This window comes from Oscillibacter hominis, from assembly GCF_014334055.1.
GTDB lineage: Bacteria > Bacillota > Clostridia > Oscillospirales > Oscillospiraceae > Oscillibacter > Oscillibacter hominis.
On record NZ_CP060490.1, the window covers coordinates 763876 to 785267 of the forward strand.

At 57.7% G+C, this 21392-nt stretch carries 22 protein-coding genes and 1 tRNA gene; 16 read left to right on the forward strand and 7 right to left on the reverse strand.

All coding sequences use genetic code 11. The annotated features are described in order from the left end of the window. Positions 1 to 38: 38 nt before the first annotated feature. Entirely contained in the window at positions 39 to 359 is a 321-nt protein-coding gene (locus H8790_RS03810) for a hypothetical protein (RefSeq protein ID WP_187333632.1), read from the reverse strand. A 514-nt stretch (positions 360 to 873) separates the two neighbouring features. Here H8790_RS03810 and H8790_RS03815 point away from each other — a divergent pair. Beyond that, on the forward strand, positions 874 to 1320 hold the full coding sequence (locus tag H8790_RS03815; protein ID WP_187333633.1) for a MarR family winged helix-turn-helix transcriptional regulator: 447 nt from the start codon (positions 874 to 876) through the stop codon (positions 1318 to 1320). 3 nt (positions 1321 to 1323) lie between these two features. Next, entirely contained in the window at positions 1324 to 3264 is a 1941-nt protein-coding gene (locus tag H8790_RS03820; RefSeq protein WP_187333634.1) for an MATE family efflux transporter, read from the forward strand. 145 nt (positions 3265 to 3409) lie between these two features. Here the strand turns inward: H8790_RS03820 and H8790_RS03825 are convergent, their stop codons facing one another. After that, the gene (locus H8790_RS03825; protein WP_243208563.1) at positions 3410 to 3715 is read right to left on the reverse strand and encodes a tyrosine-type recombinase/integrase; all 306 of its coding nucleotides are present in this window, start codon (positions 3713 to 3715) and stop codon (positions 3410 to 3412) included. Between the two features lie 76 nt (positions 3716 to 3791). Here H8790_RS03825 and H8790_RS03830 point away from each other — a divergent pair, with 76 nt between their 5' ends. The 5 genes from H8790_RS03830 (at position 3792) to H8790_RS03850 (ending at position 6230) form a co-directional block, all read left to right on the forward strand. Continuing rightward, positions 3792 to 4181, forward strand: a complete 390-nt coding sequence (locus H8790_RS03830) for a DUF5655 domain-containing protein (protein WP_187333635.1) — start codon at positions 3792 to 3794, stop codon at positions 4179 to 4181. Positions 4182 to 4400: 219 nt separating this feature from the next. Continuing rightward, positions 4401 to 4625 carry a hypothetical protein gene (locus tag H8790_RS03835; RefSeq protein WP_187333636.1) on the forward strand — a complete coding sequence of 75 codons (225 nt, stop codon included), beginning with the start codon at positions 4401 to 4403 and terminating at the stop codon, positions 4623 to 4625. Between the two features lie 114 nt (positions 4626 to 4739). Further along, positions 4740 to 5441: an alpha/beta hydrolase gene (locus H8790_RS03840; protein WP_187333637.1), complete on the forward strand. Its 702-nt coding sequence runs from the start codon at positions 4740 to 4742 to the stop codon at positions 5439 to 5441. After that, on the forward strand, positions 5438 to 5803 hold the full coding sequence (locus tag H8790_RS03845; RefSeq protein WP_187333638.1) for a YkvA family protein: 366 nt from the start codon (positions 5438 to 5440) through the stop codon (positions 5801 to 5803). Before H8790_RS03840 ends, H8790_RS03845 begins: the two co-directional genes overlap by 4 nt. 16 nt (positions 5804 to 5819) lie before the next feature. Then, complete coding sequence (locus H8790_RS03850; RefSeq protein ID WP_187333639.1) at positions 5820 to 6230, forward strand: peptide deformylase; 411 nt, start codon at positions 5820 to 5822, stop codon at positions 6228 to 6230. A gap of 36 nt (positions 6231 to 6266) precedes the next feature. Here the strand turns inward: H8790_RS03850 and yaaA are convergent, their stop codons facing one another. The 5 genes from yaaA to H8790_RS03875 all read right to left on the reverse strand — a co-directional run bounded on the left by yaaA (position 6267) and on the right by H8790_RS03875 (position 11339). Further along, positions 6267 to 7016, reverse strand: coding sequence for a peroxide stress protein YaaA (gene yaaA, locus H8790_RS03855; protein ID WP_187333640.1), 750 nt, complete (start codon positions 7014 to 7016; stop codon positions 6267 to 6269). Positions 7017 to 7158: 142 nt separating this feature from the next. Then, positions 7159 to 7629 carry a hypothetical protein gene (locus tag H8790_RS03860; protein ID WP_187333641.1) on the reverse strand — a complete coding sequence of 157 codons (471 nt, stop codon included), beginning with the start codon at positions 7627 to 7629 and terminating at the stop codon, positions 7159 to 7161. A gap of 58 nt (positions 7630 to 7687) precedes the next feature. Next, entirely contained in the window at positions 7688 to 9820 is a 2133-nt protein-coding gene (locus tag H8790_RS03865) for an ABC transporter permease (protein WP_187333642.1), read from the reverse strand. Between the two features lie 52 nt (positions 9821 to 9872). Next, positions 9873 to 10616, reverse strand: coding sequence for an ABC transporter ATP-binding protein (locus H8790_RS03870; RefSeq protein WP_187333643.1), 744 nt, complete (start codon positions 10614 to 10616; stop codon positions 9873 to 9875). An 18-nt stretch (positions 10617 to 10634) separates the two neighbouring features. Beyond that, positions 10635 to 11339, reverse strand: a complete 705-nt coding sequence (locus H8790_RS03875; protein WP_187333644.1) for a TraX family protein — start codon at positions 11337 to 11339, stop codon at positions 10635 to 10637. A 211-nt stretch (positions 11340 to 11550) separates the two neighbouring features. Here H8790_RS03875 and H8790_RS03880 point away from each other — a divergent pair, with 211 nt between their 5' ends. The 9 genes from H8790_RS03880 to H8790_RS03920 all read left to right on the forward strand — a co-directional run bounded on the left by H8790_RS03880 (position 11551) and on the right by H8790_RS03920 (position 21343). Then, complete coding sequence (locus H8790_RS03880; RefSeq protein ID WP_187333645.1) at positions 11551 to 12258, forward strand: LytR/AlgR family response regulator transcription factor; 708 nt, start codon at positions 11551 to 11553, stop codon at positions 12256 to 12258. Between the two features lie 11 nt (positions 12259 to 12269). Next, the gene (locus H8790_RS03885; RefSeq protein WP_187333646.1) at positions 12270 to 13559 is read left to right on the forward strand and encodes a sensor histidine kinase; all 1290 of its coding nucleotides are present in this window, start codon (positions 12270 to 12272) and stop codon (positions 13557 to 13559) included. A 47-nt stretch (positions 13560 to 13606) separates the two neighbouring features. After that, on the forward strand, positions 13607 to 14071 hold the full coding sequence (locus tag H8790_RS03890; protein ID WP_187333647.1) for an RrF2 family transcriptional regulator: 465 nt from the start codon (positions 13607 to 13609) through the stop codon (positions 14069 to 14071). A gap of 314 nt (positions 14072 to 14385) precedes the next feature. Further along, positions 14386 to 15573, forward strand: a complete 1188-nt coding sequence (gene nifS / locus H8790_RS03895) for a cysteine desulfurase NifS (protein ID WP_187334221.1) — start codon at positions 14386 to 14388, stop codon at positions 15571 to 15573. Continuing rightward, a complete protein-coding gene (gene nifU / locus H8790_RS03900; RefSeq protein WP_187333648.1) occupies positions 15563 to 16012 on the forward strand; it encodes a Fe-S cluster assembly scaffold protein NifU in 450 nt (149 codons plus the stop codon). Before nifS ends, nifU begins: the two co-directional genes overlap by 11 nt. 72 nt (positions 16013 to 16084) lie before the next feature. After that, a tRNA-Pro gene (locus H8790_RS03905) sits at positions 16085 to 16161 on the forward strand. Between the two features lie 393 nt (positions 16162 to 16554). Further along, positions 16555 to 16986 (forward strand): translation initiation factor 2, encoded by a 432-nt coding sequence (locus H8790_RS03910; protein ID WP_243208564.1) that lies wholly within the window; start codon positions 16555 to 16557, stop codon positions 16984 to 16986. A gap of 117 nt (positions 16987 to 17103) precedes the next feature. After that, the gene (locus H8790_RS03915; RefSeq protein WP_243208565.1) at positions 17104 to 18021 is read left to right on the forward strand and encodes a toprim domain-containing protein; all 918 of its coding nucleotides are present in this window, start codon (positions 17104 to 17106) and stop codon (positions 18019 to 18021) included. Between the two features lie 55 nt (positions 18022 to 18076). Beyond that, on the forward strand, positions 18077 to 21343 hold the full coding sequence (locus H8790_RS03920) for an S-layer homology domain-containing protein (protein ID WP_187333649.1): 3267 nt from the start codon (positions 18077 to 18079) through the stop codon (positions 21341 to 21343). Positions 21344 to 21392 lie beyond the last annotated feature (49 nt).

Below are 21392 nucleotides of genomic sequence, written 5' to 3' on the forward strand. Positions count from 1 at the left end.
CGCCGATCCTTTCTTTTTCGACAGCGGCAAATCGGCGGTCATCCCGCCCTGTGAAGCTGCCACAGTGCGTTGTTTCCTTCCGGATAAAATACACTGCGGTAGGCATCGGCATCCGCCACCATGTTTCGGCGCAGCATTTCCTCGCACAGCATCAGGCGGCACACCACCGCGCCGTAGACACTGCGCATCTCGTCACGGAGCGAACGGACGAAGACCTTCTGATCCTCTGTCAGTTTGCCGCTGCGCTCATCGCAGAGGAACAGATGGAGTTGGCCTGGATCGATGGGTTCGGCGTGGCTCTTGCTCCATTCACTTTGGATGTAGAGAACGGTGTCTCGAGTGCGCTTTGCGACGGTCATGGGATCATGATCGACGATGAGTCCATCGCTCCCTGAATGGGCCGGATGGTGTAGCGCAGACTTCCGTTGCGCGCCCGGCCATCCTTCGTGGTGATCATAGTCGCCTCGGTGCAGATGAGCCCTTTCTCCTCCAGACTAAGCACGTACTTGCGCACCGTGTTCTCACACATTTTCACCGCTTTGATACCTGATCGGCGGTGATGTCTATGGTGAAGTTCTCCACATAGCAAATGTGGTCAAACGGCCAAACGCCAGAAAAAAGCAACACGGCGGCAGACAAAATCATGCCGCCAAAACTGCATAATCCCTAACCATCCCTAACTGGACAATCGGTAGATATTATCACATCCGTTGGATGCAAATACATTGAAATGTGTGCCTTTGCGGTATAAAAACGGTCGTTGCGGCATTAAAGCCGAAGTGACTGTTTTTTGTTTGTAATTTCAGTGAAGTGTATTGAAAAAACAGAGAGCATGCAGTATAATCCCGTCTGGGATTTTGAAGGGGGCACGATATGAAAATAGAGTCGCAGAATCTATTCAATGATATTAACCGGGCGATCATCAAGTGCCGCGGTTTATATTCCGCATGGTCTGCCAATCACGGAATCAGCTATCATGAGATGCTCGTGATCTATACCATCCGTGAGTTTGGATTTTGCACACAAAAACATATCTGTGATAGTTATCTGCTCCCACGTCAGACGATGAACAATGTCATAAGCGGAATGCGGAAAAATGGTTTGCTGGTATATAGCAGCGAACACTCTGTTGGCCGGGAAAAGGCATTTGTGCTTTCCGATAAGGGAGAAACTTATGCAGCTCCATTACTCGATTCACTGGACATATTGGAATCCGGTGCATTGGAACGGCTTGGCAGCGAAAAAATGGCTATGCTGATACAGCTTTTGTCGGAATATGACAAGGCATTATATACCGTTATGGAAGTAAAGAAGGAATAGAATATGGATGCCATAGAATTTTACGGAAAAGAAAAAATCAGCAAAATACTTCTGAAATTGGCGCCGCCTGTTATGCTGGCACAGCTCATTCAGGCGCTGTATAACATTATTGACAGCCTGTTCATCGGAAGATTTTCCGATAACGGTTTAACAGCGCTGTCCATCGTATATCCCCTTCAGCTTTTGATGATCGCCCTTGCTGTGGGTACAGGTGTGGGCATCAACACGGTCATTGCCGCCAAGCTTGGAGAAGGGCGTCAAAAGGAAGCCAACGAATATGCCGGTGTGGGCACACCCCTTGCTGTTGTGCTCTGGTTCATCTTCGCATTAATCTGTTGGGCCATTATGCCGACCTACGCCAGGATGTCCACCGAATCCGAGCCGGTTGTTCAGGATGTGATCACTTACGGAAGGATCGTCTGCGTATTCAGCTTTGGGTTGTTTTTGGAAAGCATCTGGACAAAGGTTTTACAGGCCAACGGCGATATGAAAACGCCTATGATTGCGCAGATTGTCGGCGCGGTGACGAATATTCTTTTAGATCCCCTGCTGATTTTTGGTATGTTTGGACTGCCCCGCATGGGCATTGCAGGCGCTGCTATCGCCACCGTTGCAGGACAGATCGTTGCCGCTCTGATCGTTATGAAGAAGGGTTATCGTCCTTCTCCCGCAAAAGAGGTCTATCCCTTATACATTGCAAGGATCTTCCGCTTGGGAACGCCCAGCATTCTCATGCAGTCTGCGTATACCTTTTACATCCTTGGCTTGAATCTGATTCTGGCGGGCTTCTGCGATCAGGCTGTTACTGCACTGGGGCTTTACTATAAGTGGCAGACGTTCTTCTTTATTCCGCTGAATGCCATGCAGACCTGTATCGTACCGATCATCAGCTTTAACTATGCCGCCAGAAACATTGACCGCTGCAAAAAAACGTTGATGACTGCGATTGGCTTTGGTCTTGCCATGATGGTCGTGGGAACGCTGTGCTTTGTCTCCATTCCCGGACCGATGCTCCGTGTATTCACTGCAGACCCTCTTGTGATCGAGATTGGGTGCATCGGTTTCCGCTTCGTGGGTATCAGTTTCCTGCCGCTGGTCACATCTCTGACGTTCCCTGTATTTTTCCAAGCTGTGGGCTATAGCTTGAAAAGCACAGCTTTGACCGTCATCCGCACAGTGGTACTGTTTGTACCGTTGGGATATGTATTTTCCCGCTTTGGCCTTACATGGTTCTGGATGACTTTTCCGGTAACGGAGATCATCACAAGTATTGCGGGTATCGTATTCTATCGTCAGTTTCTGGAGGCGGACTATGTTAAACATAGAAGGCCTGAGCTTCCTGTTTCTGGTGCCGCTCCAGCTCTGCAGCCATCCAAACCGGGCGTTATTATCACCATAGCAAGGCAGCACGGCTCCTCTGGCAAGCAGATTGGCAAGTTGGTGGCGCAGCGGCTGGGCATCCCGTTCTATTACAAAGAGATGATCGCATTGGCTGCCCACGAAAGCGGACTGGATGCGGAGTTTATTTCTGATATTCACAAGAATTCACCTGATGTACTTCGTGATCTGTACTTAAGCACCGGTGCTGTTCGTCATGCGATCCGCGCACAAGAGAAAATCATTCGCAGAATTGCGGATAATGGCAGCTGTGTGATCGTTGGCAGAGCCGCAGGCTATGTGCTTCGGGATCAAGACAATGTGGTTCGTGTATTTATCCATGCACCGAAGAACTATCGTATCAGGCGTGTCATGGAAATTTACGGTGACACGCCCAAGGAAGCCAGGCAGAATATCCTCCGTTCGGACAAAGCCAGAGGTGCCTACTATCGCCATATTTCCGGCAAGCGCTGGGGTGATGGAAAGAACTATCAGCTTGTCCTGGATTCTTCTGTTGGTATTGATAAAACGGTCGAAACAATCGTGAATTATATTTCTGAAAAATGAAAAAGTCTCGGATGGAAAAGGAGAAGAGCGCCTCACCGCTGGGTCGGGAGGCTCTGTGCCATTGCCGACTCTATGAAGCAGCTGATTTTTCCACCGCGCCCTTTTTCAGATCGTTGGTGACATGGGTATAAGTGTCCAGCGTAAATCACGCGCTGTGGTGGCCCGGCATGCCGGAGAGCGTCTTGGCGCCCACGCCGCTGGTGAGGGCGTGGATAGCGAAGGTGTGCCGCAGATCGTGGATGCGGATATTGGGCAGGCCCGCCCGCTGGAGCAGCGTGTTCATGTGGTGGCAGGCCGCGCTGGGATCGATGGGCACCGGGTCGGGGAAGATCCGCCGACCGATGGCATCCGCCTTGCGCCGCCGCAGGATTCGGCCATGCTCCGGGGCAGGTTGATGGTGCGCATACCTGTTTCGCCGGTAGTGTACTCGCTCTTCCGCTCTTTCCGTCAAAGTTACACCATATTTGACTGCTTTTCAATTAACCGGGTGCATGGTATCATGGGGAAAACAGGGGAGGAGGGCCTTTATGAAGATGCCGGAACACTACGAAACGGATTGCTTGCTGTTCTTTGCAGGAAAGCCTGAGGAGCTGGAGCTGTATGAAGCCTTTTTTCAGCACATGTGCGATGGGTTTCCGGATGCGGAAGTGAGGGTGCAAAAGAGCCAGATCAGCTTCTACGGCCGCCATCTTTTTGCCGCCGCGTCGCTTCCGAGGCGGAAGGAAAAGGGCGTTCACGCCCTGCTTGTGACTTTCGGCCTCTCCCACCGGCTGGAATCATCCCGGATTGCCGTGGCTGTGGAGCCATACCCCAACCGGTGGACCCACCATGTCCTTGTGACGGGGGAGGAGCAGATCGACAAGGAGCTGATGGGCTGGATTTCCGAGGCCTTTGCATTTTCGCAGAGCAAACGCTGAAGCCGCATGGCTGCTTCAGCACGCGCGGATCGCAGGAAGACTCGACCCCATAGGGCCAGTCCCGGAGCCACGGGACAAGCAGAACGAAACGGGCTGCTTTCAAAAACTCTCCTTTTTGGGAACTAAAGGATTCTGCGACAAGGCCCAGGCGGGAACTGTTGCAAAAGCGGCGGAATCTGGTACAATCGATTTAAATTTTGAGTCAGGGGGAAGCGGAGTATGGCCGATATCATTTCATTCAGCGAATTTGCGGAAGAACCGGACCTGGACGCCATGAGCCGGGAACAGCTTGCCGATTATCTGGAGGCGGTCCAGGAACAGATCAAACAGCTGGATCGGGAAGAACCGGAGGATATGGAGAGCGAATCCTATGAGAACTGGGGCGATCGCCACGAGGAACTGGAGGATCTGGCGGACGAGATTTTGGAGCGGCTGGAGCGGTAGCGTGGCTGCCGGCCTATCCGTTCCTCCGCATGGACGGCTTCGGACCGCTGCGCGCTATATACGGTAAAATCCCGGCCGCAGAGCGGCTGGAGAAAACGCTGAGGATAAAAAAGGATGCAGGAAACCACATTGAAACTGCCCTTTGGCGCGGTGCCCGCTATTTTATATGGAGCACCGTCTCCGGAGGTTTGGCTGTATGTCCATGGGAAATGCGGCTGTAAGGAGGAGGGGGCCGCGTTTGCCCGGCTCGCCTGTCCCAAAGGCGCCCAGGTATTGGCCATGGACCTTCCGAAGCACGGGGGGCGGAAAGAGTCGGCGGAGTCCTTTGCCCCGTGGGACACCGTGCCGGAGCTCCGGGCGCTTTTGGCTTGGGCCCGGCAGCGGTGGGAGACTATTTCCCTGCGCGCCACCAGCCTGGGGGCCTGGTTTTCCCTGCTGGCCTTTGGCTCCTCGCAGCTGAAACAGGCCCTTTTGGTCTCTCCGGTGCTGGATATGGAGCGGCTGATCCGGGACATGATGGGCTGGGCCGGAGTCAGTGAGGAGCAGCTGAAGGCAGCTGGAGAGATCGACACCGGGTTTGGTGAGACGCTCTCCTTTGCGTATCTCCAGTATGCCATAGCCCATTCGGTTCAGCGGTGGGATACGCCCACCGCGATCCTGTACGCCGGACAGGACCACCTGACCGGACGGGCGACAGTGGAGGAGTTTGTCCGCCGTTTTGGCTGCGGGTTTTCTGTGATGGAGGACGGCGAGCACTGGTTTCACACTCCGGAGCAGCTCTCTTTTCTGCGATCCTGGGAGGAAGCCCACCTATGACGCTGAAAAAGCGGGCCGCAGGGCTCAGAAGGGACATTCCCGCGGTATACCTTGCCCTGAAAAGCAAAGAGTCGCCGGCCATTGCCCGGATTGCGGCAGGGCTGAGCGTGGCGTACGCCCTGTCTCCCATCGATCTGATTCCGGACTTTATTCCTGTGCTGGGCTATCTGGACGATCTTATTGTACTGCCCGCGCTGGTGGCGCTGACCATCCATCTCATCCCGGCGGAGACGTTTGCCCGGTGCCGGGAGGAGGCCAGTGGAATGTGGGAAGGCGGGGCACCGAAAAAGTGGTATTTTGCCCTGCCGGTTGCGGCGGTCTGGCTGCTGCTTCTCCGGGCGGTCCTAAGGGCGATTTTATGAAAATGGGAGGAAAACAGTGGTACGGGAAATCGTGAAGGATGAGGCGTTCCTCTCCCAAAGGGCGGAGATCGCCGGTTCAGAGGACCTTGCGGCAGCTCAGGACCTTCTGGAGACATTGGCGGCCCACCGGGACAGCTGTGTGGGCATGGCGGCCAACATGATCGGCGTGAACAAGCGGATCATTGCCTTTGACTGCGAAGGACGGTACCTTCTGATGTTCAATCCGGAGATCATCCGGACCTCGGGCCCCTACGAGGCGGAGGAGGGCTGTTTGTCCCTGGATGGGCTGCGGAAAGTTAGGCGCTGGAAATCCATCAAGGTGCAGTATCAAAACGAACGGTTCCAGACCAGGCGGAAGACCTTCACGGGCTGGACCGCTCAAATCATACAGCACGAGGTGGATCACTGCGAGGGGATTCTCATCTGAGTGACTGCGTTCAGGCGGCCTGAAAGGGAGCGTCGGTCAGGGCCGCGCCGCCCCTTTCAGGAAGACGTAGCAGCTGTCGGTGGACAGCTCCGGGGAGAAGGCGTATTGCAGGCGGCGGAAGTCTTTGAGCTGCTCGGGAAATAGGATGTGGTTCTCCGCCATGAAGCGAACCATCTCTCCCCGGGCCATCTTGCATGGGATGCCCTTTTCCACCACTTTGCCGCCGGCCCATTCGCCGAATGCACAGGTGATTACGCGGCCGGGAAAACAGCCGCAGACGGCTTTTCCATACTCCCGGGAGGCCAGGTTGACAAGGGTGTCCGTCTCAGAGCCGAGGGCGTCGGCGAGAGCGCTCCCCCAGAATTCGTAAAGGGAGGAAAAGCCTGGGCCGGAGAGCTTTGCGCACATCTCCAGGCGGTAGGGCACGACGCCGTCAAAAGGCCGCAGCAGCCCGTAGAAGCCGGACAGGATACGCAGGTGCGAGCCGATGTACTGAAACTGGTCGTCCGTAAAGACGCCGGGGGCCATATACCGGTATTGGATGCCCTCATAGGCCAAAATGGCGGGAGTGAGACGGCGGCGCAGGTCCATGGCCTGAAGCCGGTCATAATTGAGGGCGGCGATCTTCTCGTTGCAGCCCCAAAGGGTTTTGAGCTGCCCATAGGACATCGTGCGGAGAAGCCCCAAGAGATACTCCGCCCGTTCCAAGAACAGGGGAAGGCTCCGGATCTCCATGCTGTCTGTATCCGTATTCATTTTTTTGGCCGGGGCGATGATGATATTCATAGGAAACTCCTGCGGATGAATTGAAGTGATGTTTGGAATTGTATCATACCGCCGCCGGGATTTCCAGGGATAGGGGAAAATGAACAGGAAAAGGGAGGCTGATGCAATCAGCCTCCCTTTTTGGGAATATCCGATCAGCTGCTCAGGCGGAGGCGACGGGGACAACCACCACCACGCCGGTCAGGTCGATGTTGTTGGTGCCCGGACCGTAGGTCAGTTGGAGGGTGAGCTCGGCAGGGCCTTCGGCGGTCTCTGTCACTAAGAAGGTGCCGGATGCCGAGGCATTGCGGCCGCCGCAGGCGGAGGCCACGGTGCTGTAGAGCAGCCGGGCCTGGCCGTTGATGAAGGGGAGAATCTGGTAATATTGGCCCTCCTCGGGCGTAGCCAGGAAGGTATAGCTGACTTGGTAAATATATCCTCTCTCTAAGGTCAGAAGGTCGGGCGCAATGGCACGCACCAGCCCACCGGATTCGGAGAGCAAAAGATAAGACACGTTGCTGCGGGAGGGGCCGGTGCCGCTCGCGCCGAACTGCGCGTAGGCGGTGTTGAAGGGGCGCAGGGGGCGGGGGCAGCAGTAGCAGCATCCGCCGCAGTCATACAGGGTAGAATCCATTGTTGAAAACCACCTTTCAGGAGCTCCTTTTCATCATATGCGCCCCACTGCCCCGGCGCTACCTGGGGCTCAGGATATTCAGCTTGGCGCAGACCCGGCGCAGCGTCAGGCGGTAGACCAGGTACAAAAGGAGGGAGACCGCCGCGATGACGGTGAGGCAGCTGCCCATGCCCGCCAGTTCGTTGACGGTGAGGCGGTTGTCGTTGAAGTACAGGATCATCGCGTAAAAAGCGTAGATCAGCCCGGTCCCCGCCAGAATAGGCACCAGGAACACCCGCTTGATCTGGCCCCGTACGGAGTGGAAGAGGTAGTTGTTGGGCGCGCCCAGGTGGCGCAGGTCGTCATAGACCCTGGCGTTGGTCAGGGCTATGGTCATGCACCGGGTGAAGGCGATGACGATCACGGCCGCAAAGCACACAATGGCGATGAAGATGAAGAGCATCAAAAAGACGGCTGTGGTCTTAACGAAATCCGCCTTGTCCAGGACCCGGAACTGGGGCATGTACTGCCAGTACAGGCGGAAGGCGGAGCTATCCCGCTGGGCATAGTCGATGCGTTCAAAGCCGTGTGCCGCCAGATTGTCCCGGTCGAAGGAATAGGGCTCGCCCGCTTCCTCGCTCATCTGCCTGCGGACGGGATCGTAGGCGTCGTACTGCTCCACCTCGGGGCCGGAGCGGTCCACGATCTCGTAGAACAGCGCTTTGGCAAAGTCATAGGTGTCGGCGCAGTGTTCCACATTGAAGAATACCAGTGTCTCCAGCCAGTCCCGGGGAAGGCCGGCGGTGATGGATGCGTAGTCGCCGTCATCCATGACATAGCGGCCGAAGAGCATGTCGCTGCGCAGGCCCTCCGTGGGCGTGACAGCCAGTTTCTGTCCGGTGACGGTGTTGGTGATTTGGGTGGCGTCGCCGCCGAACACGCCCTGGCCGTCGCCGGTGGCATCAAAGACGCCGGCCACCGTGCCGGGCAGGACATCGACCGCCTCGCCGGTGAGGGCCGCATAGGCGGATTCGGAGAGGAAGATGTCGCTGCTGTTCAGCTCCCGGTACTCCTTTTCCCAGGTGGTGCCAAGAGGCCCTTCCTGCTCCACGTGCTCCCAGCCGTCCACACCTAACCGTGCGCCGCCGGCTTGGGCCCATGAGGTGAGGGTGACACCGTATTCTTGGGCCATGGAGCGGACCTCGTCCTCCATGGGGATATCCTGGTCCGAGCGGAAGTGATAGGCGTAGTCCACCGGGCGGGCGTCGTAGGTCATCATGGCTCCGGTGCCTAACATGGGGGTGTAAAAGGCGCCGAAATAGGCCCCTGCGATGAGCAGCGTCATCACCAGCATGTTCCGCACGGTCTGGCGGCCCTGGAACTTCATCATGCTGGTGGAGATCAGGTCTTTATAGCGGCTCCCCTTCCGCCGCCAGCCGTTGACCACTGTGTGGAGCAGGATCATGTAGAGGCCGATGAGGGCGGGCAGGTAGAAGATGGCGCTGAGGCCCTCCGGCGGATACCAGTGCATCACAAAGACGAAGAAGGAGGGCATGCTGTAGCCGAAAAAGGCGCCGGCGGCCACAAGGACGATGCCCACGGGCCCGTACCAGCGGGGTACATCCCGGATGGGCTCGGATTTGTGGGACTCCTGGACGATGTCGATGATGTTGGTGCGGCGGATGGACCGGCCGCCTAAGAAGAACAGCATGAGGATGACAAAGGCGGAGAAAGCCAGGGCAAAAAGATAGGCCTGGGGGTCAAAGGAGAGGGACATCTCGGCGGTATCCACCACGCCGAGCCGGAACCCCTGCCACAAGAGCCAGGCCAGGGGCGCGCCCAAAAGGGCGCCGGCGGCGCAGGAGCCAAGGGATAAAATTGCAAGCTCCCGGGTCATCTCGGACTTCAGTTGACGGCGCGTGGCGCCTAAGGCCAGGAAGATGCCGGTCTCCCGGGACTTGTTGCGGAAGAAGAGACCGGAGGCGTAGGTGGTGAACACGCCGCAGCCCACAACGGCCAGGACGAAAATCATCATCACCTGCTTGCGGGAATCGCCGCCCTCCGGCAGGACGGAGAGGACGGTGGGCGAGCGCATCATGGACACATAGGCGGTGATGAGCAAAACGGAGAAGAAACTGCATCCGGCAAGCAGCGAGTACTGCTTGCGGTTGCGGCGGCGCAGTGCCGCATAGACTTCAGAGAAGTGTTTCATAGTGGAGTTCTTCCTTTCAGGTTGTAGTGGAACGATTCCCGTGCGGAGGGGGTCACTCCTTGCCCATCTCCCGGATACCATCCAGGAGCTCATCCTGAAACTCGCCCCGCTGCTTTTCCCCCCGCTCCAGCGTGCGCCAGACCACGCCGTCACGCAAAATGATCACCCGGTCGCAGAAGGAGGCGGCAAAGGAGTCGTGGGTCACCATGAAGATAGTGGCGTCCAAGGCGCTGCGCGCCTGGCGGAAGGTGTCGATTACCGCCCGGGAGGACTTGGAGTCCAGGTTTCCGGTGGGCTCATCGGCCAGGATCAGCAGCGGGTCGTTGATGAGGGCCCGGGCGATGGCGGTGCGCTGTTTTTCCCCGCCGGAGATCTCCGCGGGGTATTTGCCGCGGATGTGGGAGATGCCGAACACACCGCACAGCCGGTCCGCGGACTCCTCCATGGACTGGTAGGAGCGGCCGGCGATGATGCGGGGCAGCAGGATGTTGTCCCGGACGCTGAGTCCGTCCAGGAGGAGGAAGTCTTGAAAGACAAAGCCAAGCTTTTGGTTGCGCAGGGCTGCCAGCTCATTTTCGCTCAACTGGGAAAGCTCTGTGTCTCCGAGGCGGATGCTGCCGGAGTCCACAGGGATATAACAGGAGATGCAGTTGAGCAGCGTGGTCTTTCCGGAGCCGGAGGGCCCCATCACCGCGACAAACTCCCCCTTTCCCACGGAGAGAGAGACTCCTTTCAGGACCTCGTAGGTGGTCTTTCCCACCTGGTAGCTTTTGTGCAGATTTTCGACAGTCAACATGTCAATCGTTCCTTTCCGTCAGATCAGAAATTGCAGCGCGGCAATGGCCGCGAGATGGGCGGGGTAAAATGCATAGAAGAACCACTTGGGGAGCTTAATGGGCACCTGCATGGGAATCAGCAGCAGCGGCAGCGCCAGCAGCGCGAAAATCTGGGCATTCAGCAGGAAGCCGCCCACCGACAGGGCCATTGGGTCCAGAGGGTCCACGGTGGAAAAGAGGATGGGCAGGTAAAAGAGGGTGTAGAGGATGCCCATCCATTTGGGGCTGCGGCGGCAGAGGTAAAAGATCAGCATCAGGATCACGCCATTGCCCGAGTAGTCAAAGTTCCACCAGCACAGGGCAAACAGCGCCAGGGCAAAGAGCCACCACCGGTGGGACTGGAAGCCGTACATGGCGAGAAGGCTGAGAAACAGCGTAAAGAAGATGTTCCAGTTGGTGAACTGGGCCCAGAAGTCGTGGGGGTGGAAGGCCAGCACATAGAAGGGCTGGCTGATGAGGGCAAAAAGTCCCAGCCGGAGAAGGTAGCGTCTGATGTCGTGGGTGTAAAGGAGTCCCACCGTCATGCAGTAGCAAAAGATGGGAAAGGCCAGCCGTCCCACACAGCGCATCCACACGGCATCCGGATACAGAGCGCCGCCCACGTGGTCCACCAGCATGGAGGTGATGGCGATCAGCTTCAGCAGGTTGGTGTCCAGATTGGTGTTCAGCTTGGTTTCTAACATGGGTTGAATCCTCCTTATCTGGCTTCAGTGTAGCGCTGCTTTGATGAAGGCGGGGAAGGAGCCGTCATATCCGGCGGCTGGGATGTAAAGTTTTGCAGCCCGATGGCCCGGGATGTAAAAAACGGCGCCTTTGGCGTCAACTTTGGTTTGGCCGGGGAGAAAAGATGTGGTATCATATCCCCGTACCCTTGGATGAAAAAGAGGTGAGCGTATGCTTCGCATTGGAATTTGTGACGATCTCTATGACGCCCGGGCAGCCCTTGCCGCGGCGCTGGAGCGCATCCTGGAGCCCCAGGGAATCGCCTGCCAGATGTTTGAATTCTCCTCCGGGGAGGGGCTGCTGGGCTGGCTTTCCAACCATGCCGGGGAGTTGGACCTCGTTTTCCTTGATATGGAGATGGGTGAGCTGAGCGGGATGGAGACGGCCCGGCGGCTGCGGAGCGCGGACGAGGGGCTCCAGATCGTCTTTGTCACCGGGTACACCGATTACGTATTTGACGGGTACTCCGTGGGCGCCTTGGGCTATCTGGTCAAGCCGCCCAAACGGGAGCAGCTGGCCGATGTGCTCACCCGGGCCCAGGCGGCGCTGCACCTGGGGGCCGGACGGACCTATCTCTGCCGCAGCGGTGAGGTGACCTACCGCCTGCCCAAAAGCAAAATCCTCTATTTCTGCTCCGACCGCCGCCAGGTCACCTGCGTGACCCGGGATAAGTCCTACACCTTTTATGCCAAGTTGGACGATGTGGAGCGGGAAGTGGGGGAGGGGTTTATCCGAATCCACCAGCGCTATCTGGTCCGCGCCGCGGCGGTGGAGCGGGTGGAGAGCGGCGAGGTGATGGTGGAGGGCAGGGCGCTGCCCATCAGCCGCTCCTGCCAAAGCGCGGCGCTGGCGGCTCTGACCCGCTGCCTGCTTGAGTGAGGAGAGAGACGATGACATGGATTGCGGTTTTAAAGGGCCTCGTGGTACTGGCCTGCATGGCGGCGGGGAGCGCCTGCATGGAGCGGGCCGTCTCCCGTGTTTTGCCCCAGGGCCGGAAGCCGCTGCAGCGCATTGCGCCCTATGCGCTCTTTTTTGTTGTGATCGAAATGCCCAGCTGGGTCGGCGATGAAAACCCCCTGTATCTGCTGCCCTTCTTTCTGGCAGTGATCTGCTGCTGCTATGAGGGAACACGGCTTTCCCGGTTGGTGGCGGCGCTGCTCTTTTACATCCTGGTGATACCGGTCAATATGATGGTGGATACCCTGTGGTACTGGGGCATGGCGTTTAAGGGGGACGACGCGGTCGGTATTTTCCTTAAGGCGGCGGTTTATCTGGCGTTGTGGCTGCTGATACGCCGCCTGATTCCTGCTGGCGGCGCCATCCAGCTGCCCCAGAGGCTCTGGGGCACGGTGGGGGCGCTGTGCCTTGCGCCCCTGTTCGGCACGCTCTCCTATTCCATCTGGAATATGCGCTGGCGCTGGACGCTGTCCTTTGACTACGACGAACTGACCAAGCCCCTGGCTTACACGGTGCTTCCCTTTGTCTTCCTCTCCGCGCTGGCCCTGCTGTACGCGCTGACGGTGTTCTCCCGCCAGGAGCGGCTGGAGCAGGAGCACCAGCTGGCCAATTTGCGGGAGATCTATTACCAGGGTGTCCGCCAGGAGCAGGCCCAGGTGCGCATCCTGCGCCACGATCTGCGCAACCATCTGACGGTGGTGCAGGGCCTGATGGACCAGGGGGACTATGAGAAGGTTCGGGGCTATTTGGATCAGATGGCCCAGTCCCCGGCGCTCCAGGGATCCCGGCGCATCTGCGCCAATGAAACCGCAAACGTGGTGCTCTCCAGCAAACGGGCGGTCATGGAGAGCGAGGGAATGGAGGCGGACTTCTCCGTTTCCCTGCCGGAAGCCCTCTCCATTCCGGACCCGGAGCTGTGCGCCCTCCTGGGCAACGCGCTGGACAATGCCATCGAAGCGGTTAGAAAGGCGGAGGACAAGCGGATCACCGTCCGGGCCCGGGCGGACAAGGGAATGCTGATGCTGCGGGTGGAAAACCCGGTGGGCGGGACACTGAAGGAGCGCAAGGGCTGTTTTGAGACCACCAAGTCGGACAAGAGCGTCCACGGATTCGGCATCACCGGCATGCGGGAGATCGCGGAGCGCCGGGGCGGCACCCTGGATACGCTGGTGCGCAACGGCCGGTTTGAGCTGATTGCCTGCGTTCCTCTGACGGGGGATTGAAATCCCGGAATTCCTATGTCATAATAGGGGAACCAAGGAGGGATACTATGAAGATTTCCACCAAAGGGCGCTACGCCCTGCGATTGATGATGGACATTGCCGTGCATTCCAATGGGGAGTTGGTGGCGCTGAAGGACGTGGCCCGGAGGCAGGAAATCTCCGTCAAATACCTGGAGCAGATCGTGGGGCTTTTGAGCAAGGCTGGCTTTTTGCGCAGCAGCCGAGGCCCCCAGGGCGGGTATCGGCTTTCCCGCCGGCCGGAGGAGTACACCGTGGGGGAGATCCTCCGCCTGACGGAAGGAAACCTGGCGCCGGTATCCTGTCTGGAGGATGCGGAAAACCAGTGCAGCCGCTGCAGTCAATGCGGCACGCTGGACTTTTGGACGGGGCTCTACCGAACCGTCAACGACTACATTGACCGCTACACGCTGGCTGATCTGGTGGAGAGCGAGGAACAGAAAAAGCGCGGCGGATCACTTGATGGTGCGGAAGCGGAAAGGAGCGGTATATGAGGAGCCTACGGCTGGAACTGCTTGGGATTGGAGTCATTCTTCTGGGGATTGCGCTCAGTACAAACAATTTCTTCGCCATTTTGGGCGGTGTGCTGGGATTTGGCCTCATTGCCGCAGGATGTTTTCTCAAAGATAAATAGCCGCCCTCTCAAAGGCGGCTTACGCTTGCAAAAGGCCGCCTCAGTAATGAGGCGGCCTTTTTTCGCGGCTGGAAAAGCGCTTTGTTTGCTATTGACAAAAAGGGAGGGGCGTGATACAACTATAACATAGTTATCAAATAGGAAATAGAGGAAATGGAAGGAGGCATTAAATTGATGAAGGTTTATGCGGACAACGCGGCCACCACCGCTGTGAGTGAAGCTGCCTTAGGCGCCATGCTCCCCTGCCTGAGGGAGGACTACGGCAACCCCTCCAGCCTTCACGGCTGGGGCCAGCGGGCGGCGGAGAAATTAGAAGAGGCCCGGGCGGTTTTTGCCGCACGGCTCCATGCCGACCCAAAGGAGATCACCTTTACCGGCAGCGGCAGCGAGTCGGACAACCAGGCCATCTGCTCGGCGGCGGCCCTGGGAGAGAAGAAGGGGAAGCGTCACATCGTCTCCACCAAATTTGAGCACCACGCGGTGCTCCATACCTTGAATAAACTGGAGCGGCAGGGCTTTGAAGTGACGCTGATAGATATTCCAACCTCCGGCGTGATCGATCCGGAGCAGGTGGAACAGGCCATCCGGCCGGACACCTGCCTTGTGAGCGTGATGTTTGCAAACAACGAAATCGGCACCATCCAGCCCATCGAGGCGATCGGCCGGCTCTGCCGCAGCCGCAGTGTCCTGTTCCACACGGACGCGGTTCAGGCGGCGGGGCACCTGGGCATCGATGTGGAGGCCATGCACATTGACCTGATGAGCCTCTCGGCCCACAAGTTCCACGGGCCCAAGGGCGTGGGCGTGCTCTATGTCAGACGGGGGATCCCCTTGACCGCCCTGATCCAGGGCGGCGCCCAGGAGCGGGGAAAACGGGCCGGCACGGAGAATGTGCCCGGGATCTGCGGCGCTGCTGCCGCCTTTGATGAGGCCTGCGCCAATATGGAAGAGAACGCAAAAAAGCTGACCGACCTGCGGGATAAGCTGATCCGAGAGCTGAGCCGGATTCCCCACAGCGTGGTCAACGGCGACCTAACGCGCAGACTGCCGGGCAACGTGAATCTGTGCTTTGAGGGTATCGAGGGGGAGTCTTTGCTGCTGCTATTGGACGCTAAGGGCATCGCGGCATCCTCCGGCTCCGCCTGCACCTCCGGATCATTGGACCCGAGCCACGTGCTGCTGGCGTTGGGGCTGCCCCACGAGGTGGCCCACGGTTCACTCCGCCTCTCGCTGAGCGAATACAATACGGAAGAGGAAGTGGACTATATCATCGATGTGCTGCCGGGGATCGTCTCCTACCTGAGGGAGATGTCTCCGGTTTGGGATGAACTTGAGAAAGGAGAGCGTACGCATGTTATATAGTGAAAAGGTGATGGATCACTTCCAGAATCCACGGAATGTGGGCAAGATGGAGGACGCCGACGGAATCGGCGAGGTGGGCAACGCCAAATGCGGGGATATCATGCGCATGTATATCAAGGTGGACCCGGAGACCCAGGTCATCACGGATGTGAAGTTCAACACCTTTGGCTGCGGCAGCGCCATTGCCACCAGCTCCATGGCGACGGAGCTCATCAAAGGCAAGCCCGTCAGCGAGGCGCTGGAGCTTTCCAATCACGCTGTTGTGGAGGCGTTGGATGGGCTGCCGCCCCAGAAGCTGCACTGCTCCGTTTTAGCGGAAGAGGCGGTTCGCGCAGCGGTGCGGGACTATTACGATAAAAACGGCATTGCCTATGGAGATGAACTGCGGGAGTGCCCGGGTCACTGTGACAGCTGCGGACATGCGCAGTGTGAAGAATAAGTTTTTCGAAAAAAATCGAAATTGAGACTTGAAAAGTCAATCCGGATATGCTATTCTATCTTAGCTGGCTATCCGGGTGTGGCGAAGTTTGGTATCGCGCTTGAATGGGGTTCAAGAGGCCGCTGGTTCGAATCCAGTCACTCGGACCAAAATGTGTTGATGAAAGATGCAGCACAGAAAACGCCGCACGAAAGTGCGGCGTTTTCGCATATAATGCGCCACTTTTAGAATGAAAAAGTTGCAAAAACTCGATTTTTCAAAATCTCAGTTTTGCCCAGCGAGAGGCGACATTTTGAAGATGCGCCCTGCCAGATTTGTGGTCTGGTGTGGTTCGAACACTGAGGCTTAAAAAAGAATAAAGAATAAGAAGGCAGGCCGCCGTTCGGCTCCCTATGTGGGAGCGGACGGCGGCCTTTTTCGACTCATAGGTGCTTATGTTGCTTTCGCTTCGTTTGTCTATCATTCCTTGGTGGTGTTGGTAATAGCTTTTACTGGACCTTTCGGGTATGCTTGCGTTACAAAAAACGAGGAGGTATCCGAGAATGGCAACCACTAAAAACTTGTGTGCTCAGATCCCCATCGACCTGCATGAGCGGGTCAGCGAAGAACGGGAACGGCTGGGCCAGACCACCAGCGAGTACATCGCCAACCTCATCCAAGACTATTACAACATGATGGAAAATCAGAAAGGCGGCATCACTATGACTGAAAAAGGCAGAACGATGGCATTCCAAATCCCCGAAGAACTCTTCCAGCGCATCAAGCGTCATCTGGAGCGCGAGACGCTCCGAACCGGCAAAAAGCTCACCCAGCGAGACTTCGTGCTGAACCTGATCACGCAGGCGCTGGACGAAGCGGACGCTGAGAACACCGCAGAGCAGAACGCCCCCACTGAGGCCTCTGTCGCGCCCCGTGTGGCCGACGTGACCGCTCCAGCGGGCACGGACACCCCCCATGAAGATAACGCCGTTTAGGCCCGCGTTAAAGCCCAAACAAAAGAACACGATTTAGGGAAACGCCACCCAGGGCATCCGAATATATCGGATGCCCTGGGTGGCGTTTTGCGTTTCATCAGAAAGGAGGCACACATTATGGCAAGCGAGATCAGAAATCGCTTCACAGACACAGAAATGCAGATCGCCAGAGAAACGGACCTGCCGGATCTGCTCTCCCACCTCGGCTATCAGGTGAAGCGCGTGGGACGCTTCCATACTACCACGGAGATGGACAGCCTGCGGATCAAGGATCGGCGTACCTGGTTCCGGTATTCCCAGAATACCGGCGGGGATGCCATTACCTTCCTCCAGCAGTTTTGCGGAAAATCCTTTCCGGAAGCGGTGGAGTACCTTCTGACCTTCCATGGGAAAGCCAGAGACGCGCCCATTCCGCAGCCAAAGCCGATCAGCCCGAAACAGGAGTTTTCCCTGCCGCTCCGCAACGCGGATGACAGAAGGGTTTTCGCCTATCTCCGTAAGCGCGGCATCGCCGCACAGGTGATCCGGCAGTTTATGAACAGCGGCCTGCTGTATGAGGATGCGGTACATCATAACTGCGTCTTCGTCGGCAGGGATGAATCCGGACAGGCAAAGTACGCGGGGCTGCGTGGTACCTATGATCTGGACAGCCCCGGCTTCAAGGGAGACGCAACCGGCAGCGACAAAAACACAGGCTTCTCCCTCCCGCACGATCCGCGCTCAGATCTGGTGCTTGTCTTTGAGGCGCCCATTGACCTGATGAGTTACCTCACGCTCCACAGAGACACAACCAACGCCCTTGCTCTGTGCGGACTCTATGACGGCGCACTGCAGACCTATTTGCAGGCGCATCCGGAGATCCGCCGTATTGCGCTGTGTCTGGACGCGGACGAGCCTGGGCAGAAAGCCGCCCAGCAATTACAGGAAAAGTATCAGTTACAGGGGTATGCCGTTACCGTGGAGAAACCGCGCTGCGGCAAGGATTGGAACGAGTATCTGCAAAAACGGCTTTGCAGCCGGGAAAGGGGGCGATAGTCAAAAGAACATTGTTTTCAACGCGGATAAAAAACAAAAAATATAAGGAGGACCTATGAATCTGAAAAAGAACCATTATTCCCGCAGGGCGCTGGCACTGCTGCTGACGCTGGTCATGTGCGTGGGCATGATCCCCACCGCTTTTGCCGCCCAGCAGAACAGTTACCACGACCCCGCCGAGCACTGGATGCAGGCGTCCGGCCGTACCAATGAGCTGGACGCCAACAGTGTTGTGACCCGCGAGACCTTCAAGTGCGGTGAGTGCGGCAAAGCCACATCTTTTGAGGTGTTCCGCGTTCCCGAATATACCCGCAATGGCCAGCCGGCACTTAGCCGCAATGTGAAATATTCGGACGGCACGATGGTAGATGGTGTCGGTAAGGGTGATACCATGGACGGCATCCCCGGCAAGGACGCTACCTATACCGGATATCACTACACCAAAGCCGTCTGTGAAACCTGCGGCGGCATCAACACAAATATGAGCAAAAGCGAGTACGGCTATCTGAAAAATGTCTACTGGCTGTATGACTGTGCCGCCGCATTTACGCAGGAACTGGACGAAACCGTTTCCTACGAGTACACGGACGATACCTATCACACTGTCACCACCAAGGGCGGCACCTACTGCGCATTCTGCTACGGTACCAATCATACGGTCAGTCGCAAGCTGGAGCGCCACAGCATGGTGACGGAAGTTCTGCCCCAGCCGGCAAACGGCCGCTTTGCTACGGTAGAGAAATGCAGTCTGTGCGACTATACCCGCTATGACTATACGGCTGCCAAGGCCGTTGTTGCCAGCTACTACGGCGTGGTAGACGGACAGCCCCATACCATCAGCGTTACGGACTTGTCTGAAGCCGGTGTCCGCACCTCTATCCGTTACGGCAACAGCGCGGATAGCTGCACCATGACCTCCGCGCCCAACTATACGGACGAGGGTCAGTACACTGTCTATTACGAGATCACCTACACCTGTGACGGTGTGGATATGACGGAAAACGGTGTGGCCTATGTCTGGCTCCGTGATGATACGACGGATGAAAACGGCAACTGCGACTGCGGCTGTTCTAACCCCAACTGTGGCTGCCAGAACAAGAATTGCAACGGAAATTGCTGTGCCGACAAGGGCTGTGGTGAAAACCACAAGTATATTCTGCTGGACAGCACCAAGGCCGGCTGCACCAGCCTCGGCTATGACCGCTACCTCTGCACGGAGTGCGGCAAGATCGAAAAGCGCGACTATGTGGACTCCCTCGGTCACGCATGGCAGAGCATCGTCATCCGCGACGCCACCTGCGAAACGGATGGCAAGCTGCTGGAACTGTGCTCCCGCTGCGGACAGATGAAGCAGACCGCCACGCCCAAGGGCGAACACAGCTATGAGGTCTACACCGTGGCTGCCACCTGTACCAGCCCCGGTTATACCGTCCGCGAGTGCTCCGCCTGTGGGGATCGTCACATTGAGGACATCACGGCGGCGCTGCCTCACAATTACGAATCCCATGTCATCGCCGCTACCTGCGAAAACGGCGGCAAGACCATCCACCGCTGTGACGGCTGCGGCAGCAGCTTCGTCACAGACTACACCGACGCGCTTGGTCATAGCTGGGATAAGGGAACCCTTGTTACCAACGCCACCTGCACCGGCGAGGGGGTCATGGAATACCGCTGCACCCGCTGTGGCTACCACCGTCTGGATGCCGACCCTGCGGATGGACACATCCCCGGCGCTCCTGCTACCTGCACGGAACCCCAGCTCTGCACCCGCTGCGGCGCGGTGCTGAAAAATGCGCTGGGACACGATTACAAGTCCGAAGTGACTGCCCCCACCTGCACGGAGATGGGATACACCACCAACACCTGCACCCGCTGTGGCGACACTACCAAGACCGACTATACCGAGTCTGCCGGTCATAAACCCGGCGACTGGATCATCGACAAGGAGCCTACCACCGACGCTGCGGGCAGCAAGCACAAGGAGTGCGAGAACTGCGGCGAGAAGCTGGAAACGGCAGAGATCGAGAAAATCTACAACAGCGGCACCACGGACAGCAAGGGTGAAGCCGTTGTAGGCGGTTATCTTGTGACCGTCACCGATACCGACACCAAAAATCCTGTGGCAAACGCCGCAGTTGCGCTCCACAAGGATAACAGCATCTCCATCCGCCTGCCGAACAGCCGCCTGCTGGACTACGCCGACCAGACCACCGTGACCGTGCAGCTTGTCAAGGACAAGTCCGCTGTGCCGGACATGAGCATCGCTGTCACGGATAAGAATGACAACTACGCCTTCGGCAAGACCGACAAGGCAGGTCAGATCACCGTCCCCACCAGCAGCGGTAAGACCAACGAGGACGGCAAGGTCACTACTGGCTATGAGGACGCGGACGGCGACCGCTGGACGCTGACCGTCAAGGTCATCCGCACGGACACGAAGCGCCCCATCTCCGGCAGTGCAGTGTCCATCGGCAAGACCGGCAATATCACGGTGAAGCTGCCGGACGGCACAGATCTGGACGCCAAGCATCAGGTGACGGTCATCGTGACCGACCACAAGAAGGCTCCCCAGCAGGGGAAAAATGTCACGGTCAAGGGTGATCTGGGTCAGTCTGCCGTAGGCAAGACCGACAAAAACGGTGAGCTGACCGTCCCCGAAGTGGAGCAGACCGAGCGCCACGGCGTTTACATCGTCGGCTACACGGACGGCACCTTTGGCCCCAGCCGCAGCATGACCCGCAGTGAAGCCGCCGCGATCTTCGCCCGCCTGCTGGCGGAGAAGAACGGTGACACCATTTCCACGGCGGCAAATACCAAATTTGCGGACATTCCTGCCCACGCCTGGTATAGCGGCTATGTGAAGTATCTGTGCAACAACGGCATTACCTATGGTAAGAGCAAGACCATCTTTGCCCCCAACGATGCCATTACCCGTGCTGAGTTTACCACGATGGCTGTCCGTTTCTTTGATGTGTACGGCGACGGCGACGCTGAGATCATGGAGCAGTTCAGCGGCTTCAATGATGTTTCTTCCGGCTATTGGGCGGCAGAATACATCAAGTACGCCGCGCTCCACGGCTGGATTAACGGCTACGGGGACGGCTCGTTCCACGCAGACCGCGAGATCAACCGCGCCGAGGTCGTCACCATCGTCAACCGCCTGCTGGGCCGCGAAGCGGATGAGGACTACATCGCGGACAATCTCCGCAAGCTCAACACCTTCCCGGATGTGAGCCGCAAGCATTGGGCGTATTACGCAGTCATGGAAGCCGCCAACGCCCATACCGCCATTCTGGGTGACAGCGAAAGCTGGGGCAAGTAAACACCCTGCCACCCTCCCGATGCCGGGAGGGTGGCTTTTCTAACATCAA

Excerpts from the sequence above, each read along its gene's own strand:
- H8790_RS03880 (WP_187333645.1), top strand. The coding sequence starts at position 11,551 with ATGCTTCGCATTGGAATTTGTGACGATCTCTATGACGCCCGGGCAGCC.
- H8790_RS03865 (WP_187333642.1), bottom strand. The coding sequence starts at position 9,820 with ATGAAACACTTCTCTGAAGTCTATGCGGCACTGCGCCGCCGCAACCGC.
- H8790_RS03840 (WP_187333637.1), top strand. The coding sequence starts at position 4,740 with ATGCAGGAAACCACATTGAAACTGCCCTTTGGCGCGGTGCCCGCTATT.
- H8790_RS03845 (WP_187333638.1), top strand. The coding sequence starts at position 5,438 with ATGACGCTGAAAAAGCGGGCCGCAGGGCTCAGAAGGGACATTCCCGCG.
- H8790_RS03875 (WP_187333644.1), bottom strand. The coding sequence starts at position 11,339 with ATGTTAGAAACCAAGCTGAACACCAATCTGGACACCAACCTGCTGAAG.
- H8790_RS03910 (WP_243208564.1), top strand. The coding sequence starts at position 16,555 with ATGGCAACCACTAAAAACTTGTGTGCTCAGATCCCCATCGACCTGCAT.
- H8790_RS03820 (WP_187333634.1), top strand. The coding sequence starts at position 1,324 with ATGGATGCCATAGAATTTTACGGAAAAGAAAAAATCAGCAAAATACTT.
- H8790_RS03870 (WP_187333643.1), bottom strand. The coding sequence starts at position 10,616 with ATGTTGACTGTCGAAAATCTGCACAAAAGCTACCAGGTGGGAAAGACC.
- H8790_RS03835 (WP_187333636.1), top strand. The coding sequence starts at position 4,401 with ATGGCCGATATCATTTCATTCAGCGAATTTGCGGAAGAACCGGACCTG.
- H8790_RS03915 (WP_243208565.1), top strand. The coding sequence starts at position 17,104 with ATGGCAAGCGAGATCAGAAATCGCTTCACAGACACAGAAATGCAGATC.
- H8790_RS03860 (WP_187333641.1), bottom strand. The coding sequence starts at position 7,629 with ATGGATTCTACCCTGTATGACTGCGGCGGATGCTGCTACTGCTGCCCC.
- H8790_RS03810 (WP_187333632.1), bottom strand. The coding sequence starts at position 359 with ATGACCGTCGCAAAGCGCACTCGAGACACCGTTCTCTACATCCAAAGT.
- H8790_RS03815 (WP_187333633.1), top strand. The coding sequence starts at position 874 with ATGAAAATAGAGTCGCAGAATCTATTCAATGATATTAACCGGGCGATC.
- yaaA (WP_187333640.1), bottom strand. The coding sequence starts at position 7,016 with ATGAATATCATCATCGCCCCGGCCAAAAAAATGAATACGGATACAGAC.
- H8790_RS03885 (WP_187333646.1), top strand. The coding sequence starts at position 12,270 with ATGACATGGATTGCGGTTTTAAAGGGCCTCGTGGTACTGGCCTGCATG.
- H8790_RS03890 (WP_187333647.1), top strand. The coding sequence starts at position 13,607 with ATGAAGATTTCCACCAAAGGGCGCTACGCCCTGCGATTGATGATGGAC.
- H8790_RS03830 (WP_187333635.1), top strand. The coding sequence starts at position 3,792 with ATGAAGATGCCGGAACACTACGAAACGGATTGCTTGCTGTTCTTTGCA.
- nifU (WP_187333648.1), top strand. The coding sequence starts at position 15,563 with ATGTTATATAGTGAAAAGGTGATGGATCACTTCCAGAATCCACGGAAT.
- H8790_RS03920 (WP_187333649.1), top strand. The coding sequence starts at position 18,077 with ATGAATCTGAAAAAGAACCATTATTCCCGCAGGGCGCTGGCACTGCTG.
- nifS (WP_187334221.1), top strand. The coding sequence starts at position 14,386 with ATGAAGGTTTATGCGGACAACGCGGCCACCACCGCTGTGAGTGAAGCT.